Consider the following 20291-nt stretch of genomic DNA (forward strand, 5'->3'; position numbering starts at 1 on the left):
GTGGGGGCTTTTTATTGGGTTTGATTAGGTGAAGTTGTTTTTTAACATACTTAAAATTTCATCATTAATAATGCCATTTTTCCAATCGTTAATTGCTGGTGCTGTCGATGCCCTGTTTTGTAAAAAAAGAACCTCTTGGCTCAGATTTACACGTTCATTTATGCCAAAAGCAATGGCTACCCTCGCTGTGTTTTGGGCGAGATCTACGCGTGTTATCGATGTTGGTTTCCAAGCGTTTATCAGTCCAAGTGTGCGTCTAAATGCTCGCTTTGCATCACTCCACTCGTCATTGTACGTCTCTCTATTAATGACATTAAACTTGTCTGCAAGGTGTAGGTAATACATGTAATTATCGAGTTCTTTAGTTAACCATAGAAAACTATAAGCCAATCGATTATTGAACGAAACTTTGCATTCAGATGTGTGGCCGTTGTCTGGAAACTCAATGCTCGATGATGCCATTTTTAGGTTGCTACTAATCAAGTTCCTGATGTTCTCTTGCTTGCTTTTATACATATCACCTAACGTTTCAATTCCGTTTTCTATATCTAAAAGCATTTGGTCTGCAAATGGATCATCGTTTCTTATTGCATTAAAAAGCGGGGCTAATTTTGTATCAAACCAATCTACACCAATAACAAATTTGTTCTTGTCTTTTGTGTCGGCATTCTTGATTGAAAAGAGCATTTTAGGAGCTACTTTGGTATAAAATCTGATTGTTACATATGTCTGGGATGGTTTGTTTTCTACCATCGTTCCTGCAACATCCATTGGAGCGCCATGTTCAAATGGTGTGTTTGAAATTTCTTTTACAGATTTGTTTTTACTGTTCATGTTAATCCTAGCCTCGAATGTTTATTGCATTAACGATGTTTTCTAAAACGTCATTGTTTAAGTGTCTAATCTCAAGGTTTCCATGTAACGCAAACGCTACCAATGCACTCGTTATGGGGTAGGTTTTATTGGAGTTTTCAAGAATAGAATCTAGCTCTTTTAGAGAGTTGTGAATTCTGAAATTATCAACAGCCCTGTTGCTTTTGGTCTGTGTTTTTCCGCTGCCAATAAAGCTGTGTTTAGATTTTTCTAGCTGTATAGATGGAGCTAAAATCGCACGTAATTTGGGTGCATTTCTTCGTGAGATATTCATCTCCGCTTTTATCATTGTGCGCTGCTCGAAGCTGATATTTAGAGCTTCTACTTGTACGATTAATCGATATTTATCTAACGTTTTCTGGATTATATCTTGACCGAATTTTGTTTCTGAAACCGCACGAAGAGTTGTTACATCATCAAGATCTTTTGCGTTTTTATTTACTTCTGATGCCGCTTCAATTAGGACAATGAATAACTTCATAAACTCAATTTCTGACGCACATTCTTTTGATAGATTAAACCATTCCATCAACATAGGAATACGCTCTTTTTCTGGTTTTGAAGCAATAGAATTGATCGCCACTATGTCTGATTGAACTGCATCATCTATCGCTGAATTAATTAGTAATTCGTAGCTAAATTGATGTGACTTAACTCGCATGCTCACCCCCTATGTAATGCTGGCATTTTTTTATGAAAATACGTGTTTCGTGCATGTCCTCTAGCACCAATCCAGCATTCGAGGAGTGAATTTCTGTCAATACTTTCTCTATATCCATTGAGCTGTGAATTACCTTTGCTAAGAGGATTTCCGCACTCTCCAGTTCATGTAAATTTTCTTTCATATCTTTCAAATACAGGCTCCAAAAATTAGCGGGCCTTGTATTGTGAATAACGTGTCGGCTTACTCGTATTAGCTTTCGCCAAGCCATGTTATTTCGTATGGTTATGCTCATGACTCATCTCTCATTAGTCGTAGATTTGCGTTAGCTAGCGATGTGGAAACGAAGGCATATAGCTCATCCTTCGGGTTGGATAGACGGCACATTTCTTGGTGTATTTGCCCGACCTCACTACCCTCAGAGGCTCGTGTTAATGCCACACCAATAATGGAGGCAAGTAGGTTGATATAGTCAGCGGATAATACGCTTCTACTGTCAATTTCCATTTGGTGGTTTCGGCTATAGCTTTTTAGTTCCTCGGCGTGTAATGGAGGAATTAGTCGTGAGTAATCGATAAAGGATGTTATTTGTAACTTAATGAGAATGGCGAAATGTCTTTCTAGCCTTTCAAGTAGATCGGCACTTGATACGCTGTCATTTTGCTCAATGATTGAATCAAATTGACCAGAATGAAATTCATTGCTCCCCAGGGTGCTTTTACAATATAGCAAGCTACTTAAATGTTGTTTGTAGCTGATGTTTTTCAGGCCAAGTTTTGCAGCAATAAAGGCACCACATTGGCTATTTTTAAGCTCAAGTGCGATTGTTCGGATGGCCCGGTAGTTATCAAATGGCTCTTCAAGCGCATTTATAGCGCAGTTCTTAACTCGTCTTGTGTAATGAGCGCAGTTATGAGCATAGGAAAGCGTGGTTAAGTCATGCTTTACCGTCTTTGGATCGTCAACCATTCGAAGTGCATTCATGTAATCTAATGCATTTGTGATTGCCATTTCTTTAACCTTTTTAAATTATTCGACGTTCAAAGTAGCAAAATGCCCGTACACTATGACTGTGAGAAATGCTCTATTATGAGCTCGGTTGGTACACCCTTGGAGTTTAGCTCTGCCTTGCATTGCTCTATTAACATCTGATATGCCTTGCGTTGTTTTTGTTCTTGCTCGCGCTCTGAAATAATTTCTTTGATCGCGGAGGAGAATGTTTTTTCTAGTTTGACGTATTCGCGCTCTGGTAGAGCTTTTAAAATTCGTTTTAGGTTCGTTTTCGTGCCAATTATATTTATAAAGTGTTGCTGCTTTTCAGTCAGTTCATGCTTCATAATCTTTCCTATTTGTGGTGAGTTACATGCAAAAAAGCTTATTTAGAAGTATATTTTCGTTTGGAAAATCGGGGTCAAAAAAAAATGATGATTCGACCGCTGTATTGCCTAGAAATATCGAGAAACACGATAATGGTTTGGTTACCAACCGCCCTGCTCCTATAAGTCAGAATGGTCATTTTTTTGAAGATGCACGTTCAATTTTGTCTAGTGAAAAATGCCAATATTTGGTCTCTCAAATCAAAGAGGTTTGCGGGCTTTCTGATGAATTATTTGAGCGTTACTACTTGCCAGCTATCCACTCTTACTCTGTGCTGTGTCAAGATATTGGAGCATCTGAACGATATCATCATGCACAGCGTTATGGTTTGATTGAGCACTCTCTGGAGGTTGCGGTATATGCGATGCGCAAATGCCAAGGAAGTGTTTATTTCCCAGACAGACAAATAGAGTCAATACAGTGGTTAGAGCGTGTATTTATGTATTGCGTTTTCATCGGTGGCTTGTTGCATGATTCTGGGAAAATATTGACCGATGTTCGGTGGTATATCAAAGCCAAGTCCGGTGAGTGGGAACAGTGGAGCCCTTTAATTCATGTCACGCCAAGTGAAGGCGAGCGTGTTGAGTTTAAAACTGTTCGGAATCGCAATAAAAAAAATGCGAACGTTTATCTTAAGCATTCACATGAACTGTTTTCAACTTCATTTTTGTCTTCAGTTGTACCATTGCAAGGGCTGGAATGGGTTTTTCAATATAGTGAAGAGTATTGTGCGGAACTTTTTATTCATCTAATCCATACCATTGCTTCTGACTATGATAATGGCTCGGACATCGGTGCTAGTGTTAAGGCTGCTGATATGCTTTCCACGGAGGACGCTGTGAAAGCCTTCCACCAAAATAGTGGCGCGACCAATTATGTCGATTTAGAAGACCCTAATCTTTCCATTCATGAAGCCTATAATCACGTATTTCGTTCCATCTTTGAGAATCCGAGCTATTACAATTTGAATTGCAATCAAGCTGCTATGGGTAAATTCTCACACATAGAGCGATTTGGTAATTTGATTTTTGTTTCAGCAAAAAGTGTTTTGCCAATAGCTAATAAATACCTTAAAGAAAAGAATGTTAGCATTCCCAATGCTCAGTCGGCTTATCTATTACTAGCTGACAATGGCGTTACTCTTAACGCCCCAAGCGGTGATACGCTATGGTGGGTTGAGTTTTTTTCCAGGAACAACAACAACAAAACTCGCGAGATTAGTTACCTAGTATTTGATGCAACAAAGTACAAGACTGTCCAAATTGAGGATGTGCGTTCGTATGGTGTCGAGGTTAATATTTCAGATAAAAGCTTGCATGCAGATGCTCTAAACTTCGAAAAAGAAGCCTACCCTGAAATTTACAGATTGCTTCATGAGGTTCCATTTGAGCTTAAAATTAAACAAAAGAACGCCCCAACTGAATCAACCGAATCAACTGAATCAACTCAAATACGAGATATATCAACGGACAAGGATCAAAAATCAATATGTCCAATTCCCCCACTGGTTAATTCAGAAGATTTAACCCATAACCAAGCGCGGTCAAAGCCGCCTGTAATGGCTATGGAGAAGCGAACTGCAGTTAAAATCCCATCTCGAAGCAATGGAAACAATGCAGAGTCGTCCAATAACGTGGGCGGCACAGTTAGCGCTGATAGTGACGCTAACCAGCGTAAGTCGCAAGGCAAAAAACAGAGTAAAGCGATAGATAAAAAGAAAGCCCCGAGTGATTATGAGTCTCTGACAGATAAAGGTTTTGCGGTTGCTCTTGGAGGGTTAAGTGCTGGCCGAACACCGAAGAATCAAGGGGTAACCAAACGACCATCGGTTACCGTTGAACCACAATCGAGTTCGAGCGATGGGTTAAAGGTTGAAGATCGGAAAGTTGAAATATGTTTTATGCCAACGGACGATAACTCCGCTCCAGATGAGACGCCATTTGGCCCCGTTAAAATAGTTCATTTGCCGAAAGAAATCTCTTTTAGTGATGATGAACTATCGAGACGTTCCGCAAAGAAAATGATAATTGGTCGTCCGTTCTGGTTGTCTCATTTATCGACAGACCTTCTGGGATCTCCACAAGTTCAGAAACACTCTCATTTGATGGTGTCTATGTATATACCGTACTTAGAGGGGTTATTTGAATCTCAAGCGATCAGTTGGAATACTCCCAAATCAACAGTATTCATGACTAAATTCGGTTTGTTCTTCAAGACTCCTGAGTTTTTCGATTTATTTTCGGATTCTATAAAGGGGGCTATGTTGGAGGTGTTTAGTTGCAATGATTACGTTTTGGCGTTAAATGGGGAAAAGCATTTAATCTCTTTCAATGATTTAGGTTCAGGCGAGATATTGACAGGAGTGTTGCTGGCAATGAACCCCCCAAAAGTGGAAGGTGAATTTATAACAAACTACCCAAGCCTATCGTTAATAGAGCCTGTCTGAATACAAAAGAGGCGCAAGCCTCTTTTTTATCTTAAAACAAATCTTCTTTGTGAATGTTAATTTCATTCAATAATGCATGAAGGTCATCTAATCCGGCTTGTGCCTTTCTTTTAACAAATTGCGCAGTTAGTCTGCATTGCTCAGCTCGTTGATTCAGTTCGTTTGCTATTTCTTCTGGTGACAGATCTTTGAGGTAGATTCCATATAAAATGCTTATTTTATCTTCATCGATGAATTGACTTAGATCGGAAATTTTTTGTAATGCTTTTTCATAACAGTAGCGTTTTTCTAAGCTCATCTCATGAAAATCAGAATCCAAATTGTCAATTAAATCCTCAAAAGTTGCAGAACTACTTACTTTTGATGGTGATGCCTGCTGGTTGTTAGAGGTGGCAGTTTCATGGCTAGAGATGAGATTTATCCAATGTGATTTGGGTTTTTTTACAACCTCAAGAGCTGCGTTTTGGTCGTATATAGCGTGCTTCAAGCAAGTTTTACAATAACGAATCGCATCAACTGGACTCAAATTCTTCTCATTTAACACATCAACCAGTGTAAAAAGTTTGACCCTAAGAGCTTGCTGTAATTCTTTGACATCATCTTCGCAATGAGTTATGCCATATGTAGATATTCTTTGTGAAATGTAAACCCTTAGCTCACTTTCAAGCCATTGGTATGTGATGCAAGCCGTTTGCGTTGTCATTGTAAACTTGGTTCCCGTTCAGTGAGGTTTGTGTGTTTTTATTGGTTAATGGGAATACCTCAGTATTCAGGTGTTACTTCTAGTTGCCACATCACTTAGTTAAAGCCGCCCACATTATAATGTGAGTCTGATTCCATAATGTGATTAATTATTCTACATACAGTAATGGATAAATCAAAGAAAACTGCTGCTAAAAAATGCGATATTCAGGTTTATTTGATAAATGTCATCATAAGTAGCACTTATATGTCCAACCTTGTTGAGTTAATTTGATTAAGTTAATTTCCCACTTGGTTTGAATTGTGGTGTTTTCCTGTTGATTGATGTCATTTCAATAGTGTGGACATATAAGCATAGTAAATGCTTTTCCTTTATACGGCACTTCATCTATTGATGAAGTGCCGTTAGTTGTTGTTAAATTATGGATTGATAATTAGGAGATGTGTTGATTATTGGTAAGACGATTGATTTTTCGTTTTCCTCAATAACCAGCTCATTATCAGATGTTGGTTCTTCGTACGGCTCGTTACTGTAATGCATCACTTCATCGCTAGCTGTCATGTATTCATTGACAATGGCCAGTTCTGAGTGAGGTTCTAACTCATTATCTGTCGCTAATTGGCTTTCATTCGCAACCTGTTGACCTTTGCTAGATTGATATTCTTTCACATCATCTAGCGCTTTCTGGAACAGATTAACGACAGAAACCTTTATCGGGTTACCATGTCCATCACGCTTAGCATCCCCTCTGCTATCTGTCTGAAATATGCCTTTTCGGATGCATGTTGGCACCGCCATGTTTGCATCATCCTCTCGAGAGCTCTTTAATTTAAGCTCGCTTTCGAGTAGTTTGGCCTGTTTCATCTTGATAGTTTTTATGGAGGCTGTAGCTTGATAGAAATGTGAATCGTAAGCGTCAGCTGCCTGTTTAATCATTGATGATCGCGCTTCTTTTTGCTTCATCGCTGATTTAAACCGGTTTTTTTTGGCTTTACTCTGCTTGGTGGATTTGTAGCCCAATGCTGCATTTTTAAACCAAAAGTGCACTGCTTTGGCAATTGTTACTGCCAACCGAATAGGACTTGAAGCCAGCCAAGATATGAACTTCATAACGTGAGCGAGCATTTTGAGTATTCCTGAAAAGACATACTTTAGTGAATCCGATAGGCCCGCCACTATATGCCCCATCATTTTAGGAATTGCCAAAATTAACCCCATAGCAAGAACCCACATAACCAATGTTCCCATAATCATTTTCTCCTTGTTTACCCTTTCGAGTTGAGTGTAAGTATTTCGAACTGCACAATTGCAGCATCACCTAATCGATGGTGATCTTTGTACTTAGTGTACAAATCTTGTTGAGCATCAATGGAGATGCAGAAAAGTAAAGGGAGCTATGAGCGATAGTTATTATTTTTCATGTGGTTAGCATTAACTTCGCATAACTTAATTCATGGCACAAATATCTATTTGTTCTATGAGTAAGTATTTGTCGCCTTTCGGTCATGAAAAACCAGCATAGTTAAAGTATACGTCCAACTACGCTGACCTATTAGAGATGTGGTTATCGTGCACAGAAAAGTGCGAGTGCTTAACATTCTAACACCGCTACAAATTATTTAAAGAATTTTCCATTTCAAGGCTTGCATTGTGTCATTGTGTGTTAATTTTTATATTGCTTAGTGGAAATCATGCAGCATATTTTATTTTTGTGTTTTGTGTTTTGTGTTTTGTGGAGGGATGTATGGTTGATTTGTGGTCTTCATTGGTGGCTGACTATGGCTACATTGATATATTTTTGGCGAGCATCTTTACATTGCTTTTGTGGTCGATTGTTACTCGTTTTATTCCTGATAACTCATTAGGTTGGAGTTGGGCTTCGATAGGGATATATTTGAAGGGTATCATTATTAGCAATTGTATGGACAAGAAATAAAGGCCACTTGATTATTAGTGGCCTTTATTTGGTAAATGTGGCTGCTAGAGCCAGGTCTTTTCGACTTGTTAAGACCCTTTCGGGCATGCTGTTAGTAGCGTCCACCTTTCCTGCGAAAGTGCTATCTGAGGACTGATAGCTTCATAGCGTGTGGCTATAAAATCACTTTAAGTATAGATCTTAATTATTAATATTCTATATCTTTTAATTCTTAGAGCTCTGGAAATTAAACTTTACTGGTGTGTTAGTCTTGTTAGGTTCTTTTGACTCTTTTTTTGCAAATTCAAGCCCATAGCCCTTCGATTGCATCTCTTCTAGCTGTTCCTTTTTGATGCGCTTCTTCATTCCTATCATGTGGTAAATTTCACTTGAGCCGTCCTTGGTTGGTTTAATGGGGAAAGCTGTATGGGTCTGAGGGTCGTATAGTAAAAAGCATTTATCTCCGAACTTGCGTCTGATTTTGTCTAAATATGAATCATTTTCATAGATAACCTGTGTAGCTGATTTAACCATTTTGCTAACACTATCAAATGCTCTCGGTTCAAATTGCTCTTTTGTTTCCATTTGATAGCGAGTCCATGGGTTGGACATTACCTCTTCAACACTTCGGTAGTTAATGATTACTTCACCTATTGAAGTGAAAACCGTTTCTGCTGAGCGGATATCTAGCTCTTGCGCACTGTTGTAGTAATCAAAACTTGCTCCAGGCTCTAAGTGCGGTTTTACCCATTCAGGGTCCAGTTCTTCAACAAATGATGCGCCATAGAGATAACCAGCGGCTGTCGTTGTCATGTTTGATATCGCGTCATAGTCAGTGAAGAATTGTTGGTCCACATTTTTACGATGTAAGTGTTTAACTGCATCTGGTTGGCTTAATTTGAACAGTAATTGATCTCTTCGAATTGTCATTACCATGCCATCATCGCTGTACGTAAAACCAAATACATTGACACCACTGTTGGCGACTAAGTGTTTAGCTGCGATAGCCTCTGCATAGGCCAATAAATATGCTTTTGACTTCGCAATGTATTTTTCTGATGTGTAATCAGGGATTTTTATCTTAAGTTGGCCCACGCCATTTTTGAGCAAATTCAGATCGTGTTTGTATTTGCGCTTGTTAAAGTAATGGGCAAGATCGAGGTTAAAATTAACAGTCCATATGATGTTAACGATTGTTTCGCCTGCTCCTTCGGTTATTTGGTTCAGGTCTGTATATAAATTGACGATATGTTGCTGCATGGATTTATCTCCTTGTTGTGGATATCCTGCCGGATGGATCATTTTAAACGACTCTCTTGGAAAGTAGTTTAAAATGGGGAGCTATCACTAGCACCCATTAATTAGTCTACGCGACTTTTGAAAACTCACGCCATTTTTTGGCTATTTCAGGAAAACCACTCTCGCCAAGTTCATTAAGAACATCTAGCCAGTCGATGGACTTCCTTCCATTTAGTTCTATTGGTGGAGTTAGGCGAATTACAGCAACGCCAAATTCTTCTATCAATCGCTTTTCAGCGTCGATAGCTGCCAACTCACCTGTTTTTGAAAGATCTTTATCTTCAAAAATGAACACCAGTTTGGTGCCAAATTTAGGTATGTAGTTTTTTAAGCCACCCGCATTGATTGTGCAATCCATTGGCATGTCTGTAACCTGTTTTACTGCAAGTACAGTTTCCAGACCCTCACCAATACCAACCACTTCACTTGGGGGATCGATGTGACAATAACACCCTGTCACCTCCAAACCATACCCACCAGGCATCATTTTTTTCACTTCAAATCCAGCTAAATGAAATGAGGCTTTGTTGCCATCATTATCAATGAATATTCGGTGAATTCGACGTGCTTGGCCATCATGCGTTCTTACCATAATAAGAATGCAAGGATGGTTCCCCATGTTGGCCATTGTCGGTTCGCCATCTCTATAACGAAATTCTTTGAATGAAGGATGCGCTTGGCAATACTTCAATAAATGTTCCCGTTCCATTTTATCTTCTTCATTAACATCTTCCGATGAGTGCGATAAAGGAATATAAAATGGCATGCAAGGATGAAACTTAACATTCCCTTTCATTAGGGTTTGCAAGCTTGTTATTCCTCTCTTGGCAAAATACTTCGCTACGGGTAAAGCTCTTTCGTCATTTAGATATAAAGCTTCTGACCAAGTAGTGTTCATCGCTTTACGATTTTGCTTGGCTTCCAATAACTCCGATTGGCTTGGACCTTTAGGTACATACTGCGTAACCTTGCGTTCGGATGGTTTATAATTGGGATCGTTTTCAAATCCAATTAATTGCTTGATTTCTTTTTTTGCAGATGGGAAATCCCAACCGTTAAAATTCATCACGCTATCCATTCCGCTATAACGCTTTTGGCACTTATAACAGTAACCCGCACCATGTTCATCAGCATCTTTGAAAAGCTCAAAATTACCTTTTGATTTCCAAAGTTGATGTCCTGAGCATTTCGAATCCGGGCAGATATCGAGCCTTTTCTCTTTTCTTGTGCCGATATAATCGATTGCTCCTACGAGCGGAGTAAATGCCCGTAGAATGTTTAACCAACCATAGCTGGCGCATGCTTGAGTAAATTGTTCGTTTTCTGCTGTGTAGTCTTTTTCCATTGTTCTCTCCTTTAAAGTTCCTCTTTCGAGGTTAAGAGGGCGACAAGCGCCCAATTGTTAGATAACCTCTTTGGCCACACGGATTAACTCATTGGGTAATAAATCGAATTTTTCAACTTTGAGCCATCGATTGATACCATAAACATAATCCAATATAGGTGCTGCTATTATTGCTCCCCGTCCAACACCAAGACAAATAACAGTTATGCCATTGCGTTCTAGTGTTTCAACCATTTCTTTAGCTGCTTTTGGTGAATCAGGTTGCCCATCGGTAATCATGACGACAATCTTTTTCTTGCCTTGCATTCTAAATAATGAGTGAGCAGAGCACCAATAAGCTTGTGCGGCTGGCGTTCCTCCATCAGCTCTTAGCGATGCTATCTTGGCTTTTACTAAGTTATCAAATCGTTCATTGTGGTTTTTCAGCTCTACTATAGCGTCATCACTGACCCCGAAAGCATACGCTGAAGTATTTGCACCTTCGATTCTATCTAAGCAATCTAGCAGTGCATAAGTCGCGATTTTTACATCCTCAATATTAACCCCCATAGAGCCGCTTGAGTCTGCAAGTACCACCAAGTCGCAATCAACTGTGTCTCGTTCGCGCCATTTACGTTTAAAGATCCTCATATCACCTACAAGTAGGCGGTGTGATTTACCTTTCGCTAATCTGCGACCCTTTTTGGTTACCATTTTCTGGTTCCGAGTTTGATCTTCGATTAGTCGCAACAGGCCGTGTCTCAATGAGATTGTTGTCTGGATTGCCATGCTTTCAAAGCATTCTAATGTCTTGTTCGTGACATTAGGCTCCATGGTTTCGCCAGTACCAACGTTGTACATCTCTACTTCAGATAGTTTATCTTTTGCGTTATCTTCTGATAAGAAAGCGGCCACCATTTTACCGGTGTCACTTTCGCCCAAGTCAACCTGCGTTGCTTGAATAAACTCTTTCAATAACGCTTTACCAGTATTGGATATTGAGCTGTTTACTGATTGTTCATTGCCTTCATCAGAAGACTCAGCGTCTTGACTTTCACCTTCATCAGAAGACTCAGCATCTTGACTTTCACCTTCATCAGAAGACTCAGCATCTTGACTTTCACCTTCATCAGAAGACTCAGCGTCTTGACTTTCACCTTCATCAGAAGACTTAGTATCTTGACTTTCACCTTCGTCAGAAGACTTAGGATCTGCGTCGTGATTATCATTAAGGTACTCATAAATTTCTATTGCTAGTTCGGCACTTTCCACTGTGTTTCTTAAGGTTAGTGTTTTATTTAACAATGAAATTAGCCCTTCCATAAATGACGAGCCCAATTCGCAAAACAAGAACTGTTCTATGGCTATTAGGTTATCATCCCAGTTAGGGTAATTATTGAGTTTACCTCGGATATAATGAAAGCAATATATGCTGAGAATACCGTCAATATCCGCTAATGGTTCACTGTCTTTGAAGCGTAAGATGTGATTAGCTAACGCATGAAAATATTTCACTGCACCGGGAAACAGTTCAATAAACAGCTTCTCGATGCGGGTATCTTCAATCACATTGATTAGGTGTGCTACGACTGGCTTGAACGTGTCGAGTTCAACAGAAAAATCGGTGAACCGTATATGACTAGCTTCGTGCGCACAATACCCCCACGTTAAATCCAGAAATTCTGGTTTTGGTTTGGGAATGTTGATTACTTTACCGTTAGTGGATGCTTTACCGCGATTATTAACCACAATCTCACACCCAAACTCTTCAGCGTAAACGCCCGACATTATCACGATTGATTTTGCTAGGTTTCTCTCTTTCATTGTTATCTCCTTGATTAACGCCCTTTCGAGCTTAAGTTGTTGCCCCTTGCCCATTCATGAATGGGTAGCACTTTTAAAAGGGGATGCTATTTTTAGCTGATTAGCTAAATTATTAAAGACACAAGAATTTGTGGTAATATTCTGGGCCATATACACCTTGACAGGCCGTTTCATTAAAATTCCAATTACTACAATTTGTCGGTCCTGGCACAAAGACCGCAGTTCCTTTTTTGTGACAGGTTTGACCTTCTGTAACTTTGCTTTCTACAGCACCGGAAGGTTTATCATCAACCTTACCGACTCCTAAGTATGTGAGTGCTTGTGTTTGATTATTTATTGCATTATTTATACTAGCATTTAACCCTGTAGTCCCCCCCAAGCTGCCATTCGCTCTTGACACATTTATTGCCGGAGTACCAGATGCATTATCTAAGTTTATAGACGTAGGCTTGCCGCTGGCACCGTTGAGGCTTATATTGGGGGTCCACGTACCACCTAAACTGTTGGTTTGATAGCCAGGGTTATCATTTGACTGGGTGTAATCGTCCTTAACTTGCGCTAGGCGCTTGGCGTTGCTGGACTTTTGGAGGTCAGCGACACTCGCTGATGCATGACTGAACACCAAAGAAACGCAGAGTGCTGATATTAACTGTTTTTTAAATTTAGCCATCATCTATATCCGATTTTATTTTTAGGTACGCAAAAACCCCATTCAAAGATAATGGGGGAAAGTAAAAACAGGTAGATGAGCATAAGACATGCGTGTGTTTGAGATTATAACGATGTTTGGTTTTTATTTCATCAATTATTTAGGACGACCGATAGAGCCCGGCGAGACGACATCAAATACTTTATTACCATTTTTTCGGCAGCACCTAAATGGCCTATAAATTTTAAAAATTGCGGCTTTATTACCATTTTGTTCACTAAACTTTGCAGTTAATTCATCTTCTTCTATCAAGGCTTGGTGTGATAAAGCGCCCTTATACCATGCTTCATTGGCATTGTATCTAGTACATCGTTCCCCTTTATATGGATAGACCATATCAAGTTTAAATGATTTCGCATCTTGAGGGGTTTGGTACTGCGGGCCAGTAAAGCTACTAGAAGCATATTGTGGTAATGGGTTGAAAATATGTAAACCAGCCAGTCCAGAGAAGGTTGCTCGATTTTCTGCCGCGATATTGGTACCTCTAATGGCTGATACAACGGAAGTTCTGAACCGGTCAACAGATTCGACATATCCTGTACGGGGCATTGTGCTCCCATACCCACGACCAATGTCATTCCATTCTAAATATTTACTCTGATATAACCCCATCAAAATCACTTCGGATGTTGCTAACCATCGCCATGAAAATTGATCTAAGCTGGAATTAAAATATGTAAGCGCAGGTATGGTTGGTGATTTGCAATAGCCAACTAAGCCGATCAGTGAGCCGCCGATAGCATCAAAGAATTGGCGCTCTATATTTCCTGAAACTTGGACATCTGAATACAAATAGCGTGTTTTTTTTGTCGGTACGGTTTGCCCTTCTGCATCCTCTAACACCGAGCTGATTGCATCAGTGAGAAGGCTAGATCCTAGAGCTCTATTTATTTTCCACATGTAGGGATACATCATCGCAACATCACTCTCGGTATCATTCGAAGATGGTAATACGGTATTACTTGGCACGTTGGTGATGTCTTCGGTTGGCGCTTGTGGGATAACTTCAGCATGAACATCTCGAACGAAGTGTTCCACCGCAAGTGCAAATGTGTATTTCGGACCAAACATCGTCCATCTTACTGATAAACAAGAACCAACCACGGAATACTCCATGCAGTCCATTAAAGTCCCAAGATCGCCATAGTCGTTCTCAAAAGCGTAGCTATATTCGTCACCAAGATTCCAAGCATCTCGTTGTTTTAGATTATCAGCGATCCCTCCCTGCAATGAATTCATGCTTCCGTCTTGGGTTTCTAGTTTAGGTGTACTCGCCTTCCCATTAGCCCCTTGTTGTGTAAGGCCCATGACACTTTGAGCCATATCTTTCCACTCGCCCAAAGAGCTTGCAATATCGATACTCTGGCTTACCTCTGTGATTTTTTCTAACCCAACATCAAGAGAGGCGTGCGTTAGTGTAGATGCTGTCATGCCCCCTAAGATCAGCAATAAATTCAGTTTCATGCTATTTATCTTCTCTAGTCTTAAGGTAAAGATCTATAGATTCATCAACGGATAAGCCATAGGTGATGTATTTGTCATTGATGACAACTGCGGGTATTCGCTTTAGTTGGTAAAGTTTAGCTAAGCCAATTCCCATTTCTGAGCGCATCATTTCTGGCGCATAAGCTTTTAATCTTGGCGCGATATTTTTTTGAACGTATTCGTTTCGTTCGCTTTCTGTTTTATCTAGCATTGATGATGGGAATGATTTTTCAAAGTGTTCAAGTATGTTTTGTGAATAATCGACATGGAAAACATCAAATTGGGCACCTTTTGATGCTTTTATTGCTTGAGCAACCGCACCATCGTTTGTGGTTATTGTAGTAAACCAAACTACTTTTGTTGGCCAGGAATTCATTTGAGCTGACATTATTGAGCTACTAAAAAAGCACAGTGCTAGGCAACAGAAAGTTTTCATCTCCACTCCTAGAACAATTCTGGTTTATCTAGTGTCAAAATAACTTCGACTCGACGGTTACACTCCCGGCCTTTTTCTGTTTTGTTTGTGCATAGGGGCACTTCTTCGCCTTCGGAATGCGTACTTAATCTAAACTGATTAACATTGTTAGATAGCAGAACCTTTTCTACGGAAATGGCTCGGTTCAAGCCTAATGTCATATTGCTTTGCGAGTTGCCAACATTATCCGTATGTCCATATATTGAAATAGTAGATTCTGGATAGGTATTTAAGAAATCAGCGAAAACCGCTAATTGATCTTTCATTGGTCTTCGTAAATCAAATTTTCCGGTTTGGAAACCATAATCGCTAGGGATCATAATCCTAATTTCACTATTATGGCGCTTGGTTATAGTAAGGTTATGGAAAATTCCTTTGAGCATGATGTATTGATTATCAATGTATTCATGAGGGGAATATGTTGATATTGATTTTGCATTTACAGGCAGGCAAAAAAATAGGCTTGCAAAAATAATGATCGTTTTTTTCATTGTTAGATATCCTTGTAGTTCAATTTGCCTTCAATTCCGCGAGCTTTGTCCATTCGGTTGGCCATTTCATATACAGCCTCAAGTTCATCATCCGTCTCGATTTCTTGCATCAATTGTCGTCGTTCTGCTTTTTCTGAGCTATCTGTCATTGCAACCGCTAATAATAGAGATGGAGGGCTGATGCGGAATAAAATACGATGCTGCTTGGTCAACGCGACACCTTCGGTATAGCAGCGATCTAATTTACGAGTGCTGATCAACAGATGAACGTCTTCATCCGTTAGGTTTTTAATTTCCTTTACTATCTTAGCCTCTTCTAATCCAAAATTTAGGCAGTAAAACCATTCGATATTATTTAATATTTTTTTACTTTCACCGGCCAAATCCGCTAAATCCTGAGTAGCGAACCATGGTATATGGCCTAGTTTGCGAGCGGTTTTTACGACTTTGGTTAGAACCCTGCCCAACATGTTATTGTTGAGTAATAAGTGAGCTTCATCAGTTATTGATACGATATCTCGCTCATCGAACTGATAAGCTTCTGACATGCTATTGATGTGCTGCATTAATGATAAGAAGGCAACGTTCAGTTGTGATACGTTGCTATCTTGAGATAGTAATCCAAGGTTAAATACGGTGACATCAGTATCTGGCCAGCTATCTCCAGCAGTATTAAATAAAGTGTGGTTGATACCGGAAGTGAAACTATCCAATGATAAAGCCATATCCTTTAGCATATTACGCTTGAATTCGGATAAATCTCGTTCGGCATCATTGGCAAATATGGTGAATGTATCAATAATGTCACTAACAATGGTCGGGCAGGCTTTGCCTAGTCCTTTTTCGAAACCTTTAGTCCGTTGTCGCTTAGCTGTTTCTACCAGTGCCTGACGTACAAGCGATCGATCTGCTCGAGTGTAGCGTTCAAACTCAACTTGCTCTGAGCCTGTGATCATCAGCATTAGCAGCAACTCTAGCTCACCTAAAATATCCGCTTCTTTTGATACCTTACTCTCATCATCGTTAATGTCAGAGTCATCTTCATCAGCTTCAAAGTTTTGAATGAGATCGGATTCATCTAATGTGGTGTTATCTAGTATTTTGTCAATATTGGCAAATGGCGCTAATGCAGGAGCACTTTCTGGCATTACTTTGAGGTAGTTGACGGTTAAGCCTTTCTTCTCCCAATCTTTAGCGGCCATAGAGAATGAATCACCATATTCAATGATAAACATTCGTGGGCGTTTCATGGCCATGATTGAGTAAACTAACTGTGTTATCGTTACGGACTTACCCGCACCAGATGGTCCAGAAATAAAACCAAAGCTATTATTCGATTTATCTTTTTTGGACATTGGATCGAAAAAAACTGGTGCACCACCTCGGTTAAAGAATGATAAACATGGATTGCCAGTCCCCTCTCCACGCCCAAAAGCAAAACACAAGTTTGCGCTGTGTTGAGCCCACATGCTTCTGAGATACATTCCTTTGTCTTTTTCTGGTCGAAAGTTCATTGGTAAATGATTGATGAAAGCGTCGAGTGATAGGCCATCAACAGCGTCTTTATAGACCATGATGTTATTGTTATTAAGTGTTGAAATAGCGACTCTTTGGTTTTCACCTAATTCATCTAGGTTCTGTCCTCGAACATACACCCCCATGGTGACCATGACTTTTTTGTAATCATTTTGTAAATAATTATCGAGAACTTTGAGGTTTTTTGCGGTTTTCTTGGATTCATTATTACTTCCATTGGCACTTTTCTTTGTCTTGGCAAATCGCTTTTCAAACTGAGTTTGAGGGGTTATTACAGTGGTTTTGGTTATGATGGAATTACCAGGCAGTGAATCCATGGCGCAAAATGTGGTCACGCCATTTCCTTCACCTTGTGATACCTCACCACTTAATGCGCCAATGCGTGGTTTTTTTCTTAGTCCACCAAAACGTAAGAATCGTGTCGGTGCTCCATTGAAATACCAGCAGTTATCATCAACGTCTGATTTGGGTGGCTCGGAAAGTAAAGCCTCACACAGCGAATCTCCAATGAGTAGATCACCATCTACATCGCACATTCGTTCGTAATATTCTTCTTTATTTTCGAAACAATTCAGCTCTGGGTTTGGGTTAAAAAATCGAAATAACCAGCTAAATAGATCCACTTCATCGTCTATCTGGCAGCGAATATTAGCTTGACGGAACTTAACAACGAGATCTTTCGCTATTTCACTGATTTCCATTATCGGATCGTGTCTTGCGCCATTAATTTTACGGATGTCCGATGCGCCCTGACGACGATAGATAATGAATTTTGTACGCGGGGTTTTGAATCGCCAAGGTCTTCTGGTCACTTCTGTATCTTCGTATAAACCCTCGTCTTTGGCTATGGTGCGATAATGCCGCTCCATAAGTTTGATATACTCTTCCGTGAACTTGGAGCCTCTTGCGTGAGGGAGAACGTAAGACCGCATTTTATCGATGATTCTTTCTACTGAATTATCTTCGTATGTGAATTCTTGAATCACCCACTGCCCATCATGAACATCACGCTCTTCAAAATCCCGATAGATGTCCTCGATTGAATCACGAATCGCAGCTAAGCTTTCACCTGTTTTACCTTCTGTGGATATTGGCTCAATTGTAAATACGACAGCTCGGGAGATTAGATCTTCAAGAATGAATGTTTGTGATTCAGGATCGTAACCAGCATAAGGCAGTTTTGATGCAAAACTAGGAATATTCAATGTGTACATTTGTTCCAGTTCGTTTTGACTGAAAAGCTTATCAGTGCTAAATGCTTGTTGTACTTTTGCTATACCGTTAAGAACAAAATTCATTGACGATCTCCTAGATTAAGCTCTCCTGGTAAAGCGTACTCATCTTTGTCATACATTTGGAATTCTGTCATCCATGCAGGGATCGGCATTCTGCCATCTTTTGAGAGTGTCGGAGCGAAATAGATATAAATAGTTGGATTGGGTAGCTTTCGAAATGTTGGGCGCTCATTTAGCCTGTTTTGCTGATATGCGTCTAGGGATAATTCCGCACCATTTGCCGGACGACTTACCACCAGCTTTGCCGTTTGATGTGCGCCAGATGCACCAGTTCCATGCCTGTCATAAACATCTTTCATCGATAACTCTGAAGGGGGGATTATTTGCTCTTTTTTGCCAACGGTCGTCCCACAACCTGCGATGAGCAGTATTGAAGCAATAACGGCTACCTTTACCATTGTAGGTACTCCTGTGCATTGTCTTGGTGATACAGTTTTCGACCGTCTAATTCATAGTCAATTTTGAGAGTCTTCTCTATGTTGATAACTAACTCATTACCTGTGCTGACGTACACTACATCAAAGGCATTTTGCTGACGTTCCGCATACCACTTTGTAATTTCACTAGCCCCACTCTCAAAGCCGTCTCCTAATGCTTTTTGAGCGCTATCATTGACGACGGAAACTGTAACTCCATCCGTGTTTGTCGAGGTTGTTACTGCGGATTGAGCTAGAGAAGAGGCAAAACTTGACAAGGCCGTTAATCCTCCTTGTTTGGTGATATAGTCAGGGAAATTCGTTATATATTGTCCCGAGATGCAAGGCACACCATCTTTGTCCGAAATATATCCCAATGTTCCAGAGTCGCTTTCTTTGGCGTCAATGACTCGGACGGTTCCATCCATGAAGGTGAATGTAACTTGGTCGATATCCCCGCGAGCGCATTCCAAAGTAAAGTCACCTTCAGCATCACCACTAACCACCATTGAGTCTAAGTTGGGTATGTAAAGCCCATTAGTTGCCAAATTTTGGCCACCGACCAGAACTTTGAAGCGAAATGGATTGGTTAACTGATTGTTGATGGGCACTCGCCCCAGTATGGCAGACATGCTTACACTACCAAAAAAGGTAGAGTTTGCCGGGACCGTATAGATTGGCACTGAAGTAATTTTATTATCTTCACCGAGACCTGTATTCAAACCTAAGTTGTTACTGATTGTATTAGGCTCATCATTTGCATCTTTACGTTTGTTTGTATCAGGAAATGAGGCGACAACACTGCCATCATCGTTGGTCACTTGAATAAGGTCATCTTGTTGAATCCAGACGATGTTGTTATTGCTTTGACTGCCAATTGGTTGAACATTGGCATCAACTGAGCCATAACCTGTCACTTCATTAGCCGGTTGGATGAATTGATCTAAGATTACATTGCCAGTTTTTCCAATCGGTGCGGTATCGACTCTTTCGTTGTTCGAATCGATTGGTGTAATGTCGGTTGGTTTTATATCACCGTCAATGAAGGCTGGAGGCTGTGATTCCTTGGATTTTAGTGTTTGTATTTGTGAATACAGATCTTCATATCTTGTTTCGAGCAAACTGTAACGAAGATCTAAGGCGTTATCATTGCTCTGATGCTTTTTATTTTGAATCTCTGATTTTAATTCTTCAACTTTATCTTCTAGAGCCGAAACCTTTAATTTGGTCTGTGAGTCTCTGGCCACCAGCGTCTTTAGTGTGCTGTTCGTATTATTCAATGGGTCACCACTAGAAGGTAATTGACTATCCAGTGATTCATTCATTTGTGCTAATTGTTCATCAATACTTTGTGGTGTTTCATCATCTTTAAAAATGATGTAGAGCCCACCGAGGATAATGATGATGGCTATCCCTGTGTTTAGGCTTAATTTCATTGAGCGCTCCACTGTACGTTTCTATC

At 40.0% G+C, this 20291-nt stretch carries 19 protein-coding genes; 2 read left to right on the forward strand and 17 right to left on the reverse strand.

Annotation, left to right across the window (positions count from 1 at the left end):
• Positions 1-24: 24 nt before the first annotated feature.
• The 5 genes from EYW48_RS06915 to EYW48_RS06935 all read right to left on the reverse strand — a co-directional run bounded on the left by EYW48_RS06915 (position 25) and on the right by EYW48_RS06935 (position 2871).
• Positions 25-834, reverse strand: a complete 810-nt coding sequence (locus EYW48_RS06915; RefSeq protein ID WP_277432085.1) for an AcaB family transcriptional regulator — start codon at positions 832-834, stop codon at positions 25-27.
• Between the two features lie 7 nt (positions 835-841).
• Positions 842-1534, reverse strand: coding sequence for a hypothetical protein (locus EYW48_RS06920; protein WP_277432086.1), 693 nt, complete (start codon positions 1532-1534; stop codon positions 842-844).
• On the reverse strand, positions 1524-1727 hold the full coding sequence (locus EYW48_RS06925; protein WP_277432087.1) for a hypothetical protein: 204 nt from the start codon (positions 1725-1727) through the stop codon (positions 1524-1526). The genes EYW48_RS06920 and EYW48_RS06925 overlap by 11 nt, the downstream gene beginning before the upstream one ends.
• Positions 1728-1825: 98 nt before the next feature.
• Entirely contained in the window at positions 1826-2545 is a 720-nt protein-coding gene (locus EYW48_RS06930; RefSeq protein ID WP_277432088.1) for a hypothetical protein, read from the reverse strand.
• Between the two features lie 53 nt (positions 2546-2598).
• Complete coding sequence (locus EYW48_RS06935) at positions 2599-2871, reverse strand: hypothetical protein (protein WP_277432089.1); 273 nt, start codon at positions 2869-2871, stop codon at positions 2599-2601.
• Positions 2872-2897: 26 nt separating this feature from the next.
• On the opposite strand from EYW48_RS06935, the gene EYW48_RS06940 reads away from it, so the two are divergent.
• The gene (locus tag EYW48_RS06940; protein WP_277432090.1) at positions 2898-5357 is read left to right on the forward strand and encodes a TraI domain-containing protein; all 2460 of its coding nucleotides are present in this window, start codon (positions 2898-2900) and stop codon (positions 5355-5357) included.
• 31 nt (positions 5358-5388) lie between these two features.
• On the opposite strand, the gene EYW48_RS06945 is transcribed toward EYW48_RS06940, so the two are convergent.
• Both EYW48_RS06945 and EYW48_RS06950 read right to left on the reverse strand, forming a co-directional pair.
• The gene (locus EYW48_RS06945; RefSeq protein WP_277432091.1) at positions 5389-6060 is read right to left on the reverse strand and encodes a hypothetical protein; all 672 of its coding nucleotides are present in this window, start codon (positions 6058-6060) and stop codon (positions 5389-5391) included.
• Between the two features lie 414 nt (positions 6061-6474).
• The gene (locus tag EYW48_RS06950) at positions 6475-7308 is read right to left on the reverse strand and encodes a hypothetical protein (protein ID WP_277432092.1); all 834 of its coding nucleotides are present in this window, start codon (positions 7306-7308) and stop codon (positions 6475-6477) included.
• Positions 7309-7804: 496 nt separating this feature from the next.
• On the opposite strand from EYW48_RS06950, the gene EYW48_RS06955 reads away from it, so the two are divergent.
• A complete protein-coding gene (locus EYW48_RS06955; protein ID WP_277432093.1) occupies positions 7805-7996 on the forward strand; it encodes a hypothetical protein in 192 nt (63 codons plus the stop codon).
• A gap of 204 nt (positions 7997-8200) precedes the next feature.
• Here the strand turns inward: EYW48_RS06955 and EYW48_RS06960 are convergent, their stop codons facing one another.
• From EYW48_RS06960 to EYW48_RS07005, 10 genes are all read right to left on the reverse strand, one after another.
• Positions 8201-9235 carry a hypothetical protein gene (locus EYW48_RS06960; protein ID WP_277432094.1) on the reverse strand — a complete coding sequence of 345 codons (1035 nt, stop codon included), beginning with the start codon at positions 9233-9235 and terminating at the stop codon, positions 8201-8203.
• 106 nt (positions 9236-9341) lie between these two features.
• Positions 9342-10619 carry a toprim domain-containing protein gene (locus EYW48_RS06965; RefSeq protein ID WP_277432095.1) on the reverse strand — a complete coding sequence of 426 codons (1278 nt, stop codon included), beginning with the start codon at positions 10617-10619 and terminating at the stop codon, positions 9342-9344.
• Positions 10620-10676: 57 nt separating this feature from the next.
• A complete protein-coding gene (locus tag EYW48_RS06970) occupies positions 10677-12422 on the reverse strand; it encodes a VWA domain-containing protein (RefSeq protein ID WP_277432096.1) in 1746 nt (581 codons plus the stop codon).
• A gap of 112 nt (positions 12423-12534) precedes the next feature.
• Positions 12535-13095, reverse strand: coding sequence for a hypothetical protein (locus EYW48_RS06975; protein ID WP_277432097.1), 561 nt, complete (start codon positions 13093-13095; stop codon positions 12535-12537).
• Positions 13096-13227: 132 nt separating this feature from the next.
• Positions 13228-14595 (reverse strand): hypothetical protein, encoded by a 1368-nt coding sequence (locus tag EYW48_RS06980; RefSeq protein ID WP_277432098.1) that lies wholly within the window; start codon positions 14593-14595, stop codon positions 13228-13230.
• Position 14596: 1 nt separating this feature from the next.
• On the reverse strand, positions 14597-15004 hold the full coding sequence (locus tag EYW48_RS06985) for a DUF1525 domain-containing protein (RefSeq protein ID WP_277432099.1): 408 nt from the start codon (positions 15002-15004) through the stop codon (positions 14597-14599).
• A 56-nt stretch (positions 15005-15060) separates the two neighbouring features.
• Positions 15061-15582, reverse strand: coding sequence for an OmpA family protein (locus tag EYW48_RS06990; RefSeq protein WP_277432100.1), 522 nt, complete (start codon positions 15580-15582; stop codon positions 15061-15063).
• Between the two features lie 2 nt (positions 15583-15584).
• Entirely contained in the window at positions 15585-18416 is a 2832-nt protein-coding gene (locus EYW48_RS06995; protein WP_277432101.1) for a conjugative transfer ATPase, read from the reverse strand.
• A complete protein-coding gene (locus EYW48_RS07000; RefSeq protein ID WP_277432102.1) occupies positions 18413-18811 on the reverse strand; it encodes a hypothetical protein in 399 nt (132 codons plus the stop codon). The genes EYW48_RS06995 and EYW48_RS07000 overlap by 4 nt, the downstream gene beginning before the upstream one ends.
• Complete coding sequence (locus EYW48_RS07005; protein ID WP_277432103.1) at positions 18805-20265, reverse strand: TIGR03752 family integrating conjugative element protein; 1461 nt, start codon at positions 20263-20265, stop codon at positions 18805-18807. The genes EYW48_RS07000 and EYW48_RS07005 overlap by 7 nt, the downstream gene beginning before the upstream one ends.
• Positions 20266-20291 lie beyond the last annotated feature (26 nt).

This window comes from Vibrio sp. 1180_3, assembly GCF_029478545.1.
Taxonomy (GTDB): Bacteria; Pseudomonadota; Gammaproteobacteria; order Enterobacterales; family Vibrionaceae; genus Vibrio; species Vibrio aestuarianus.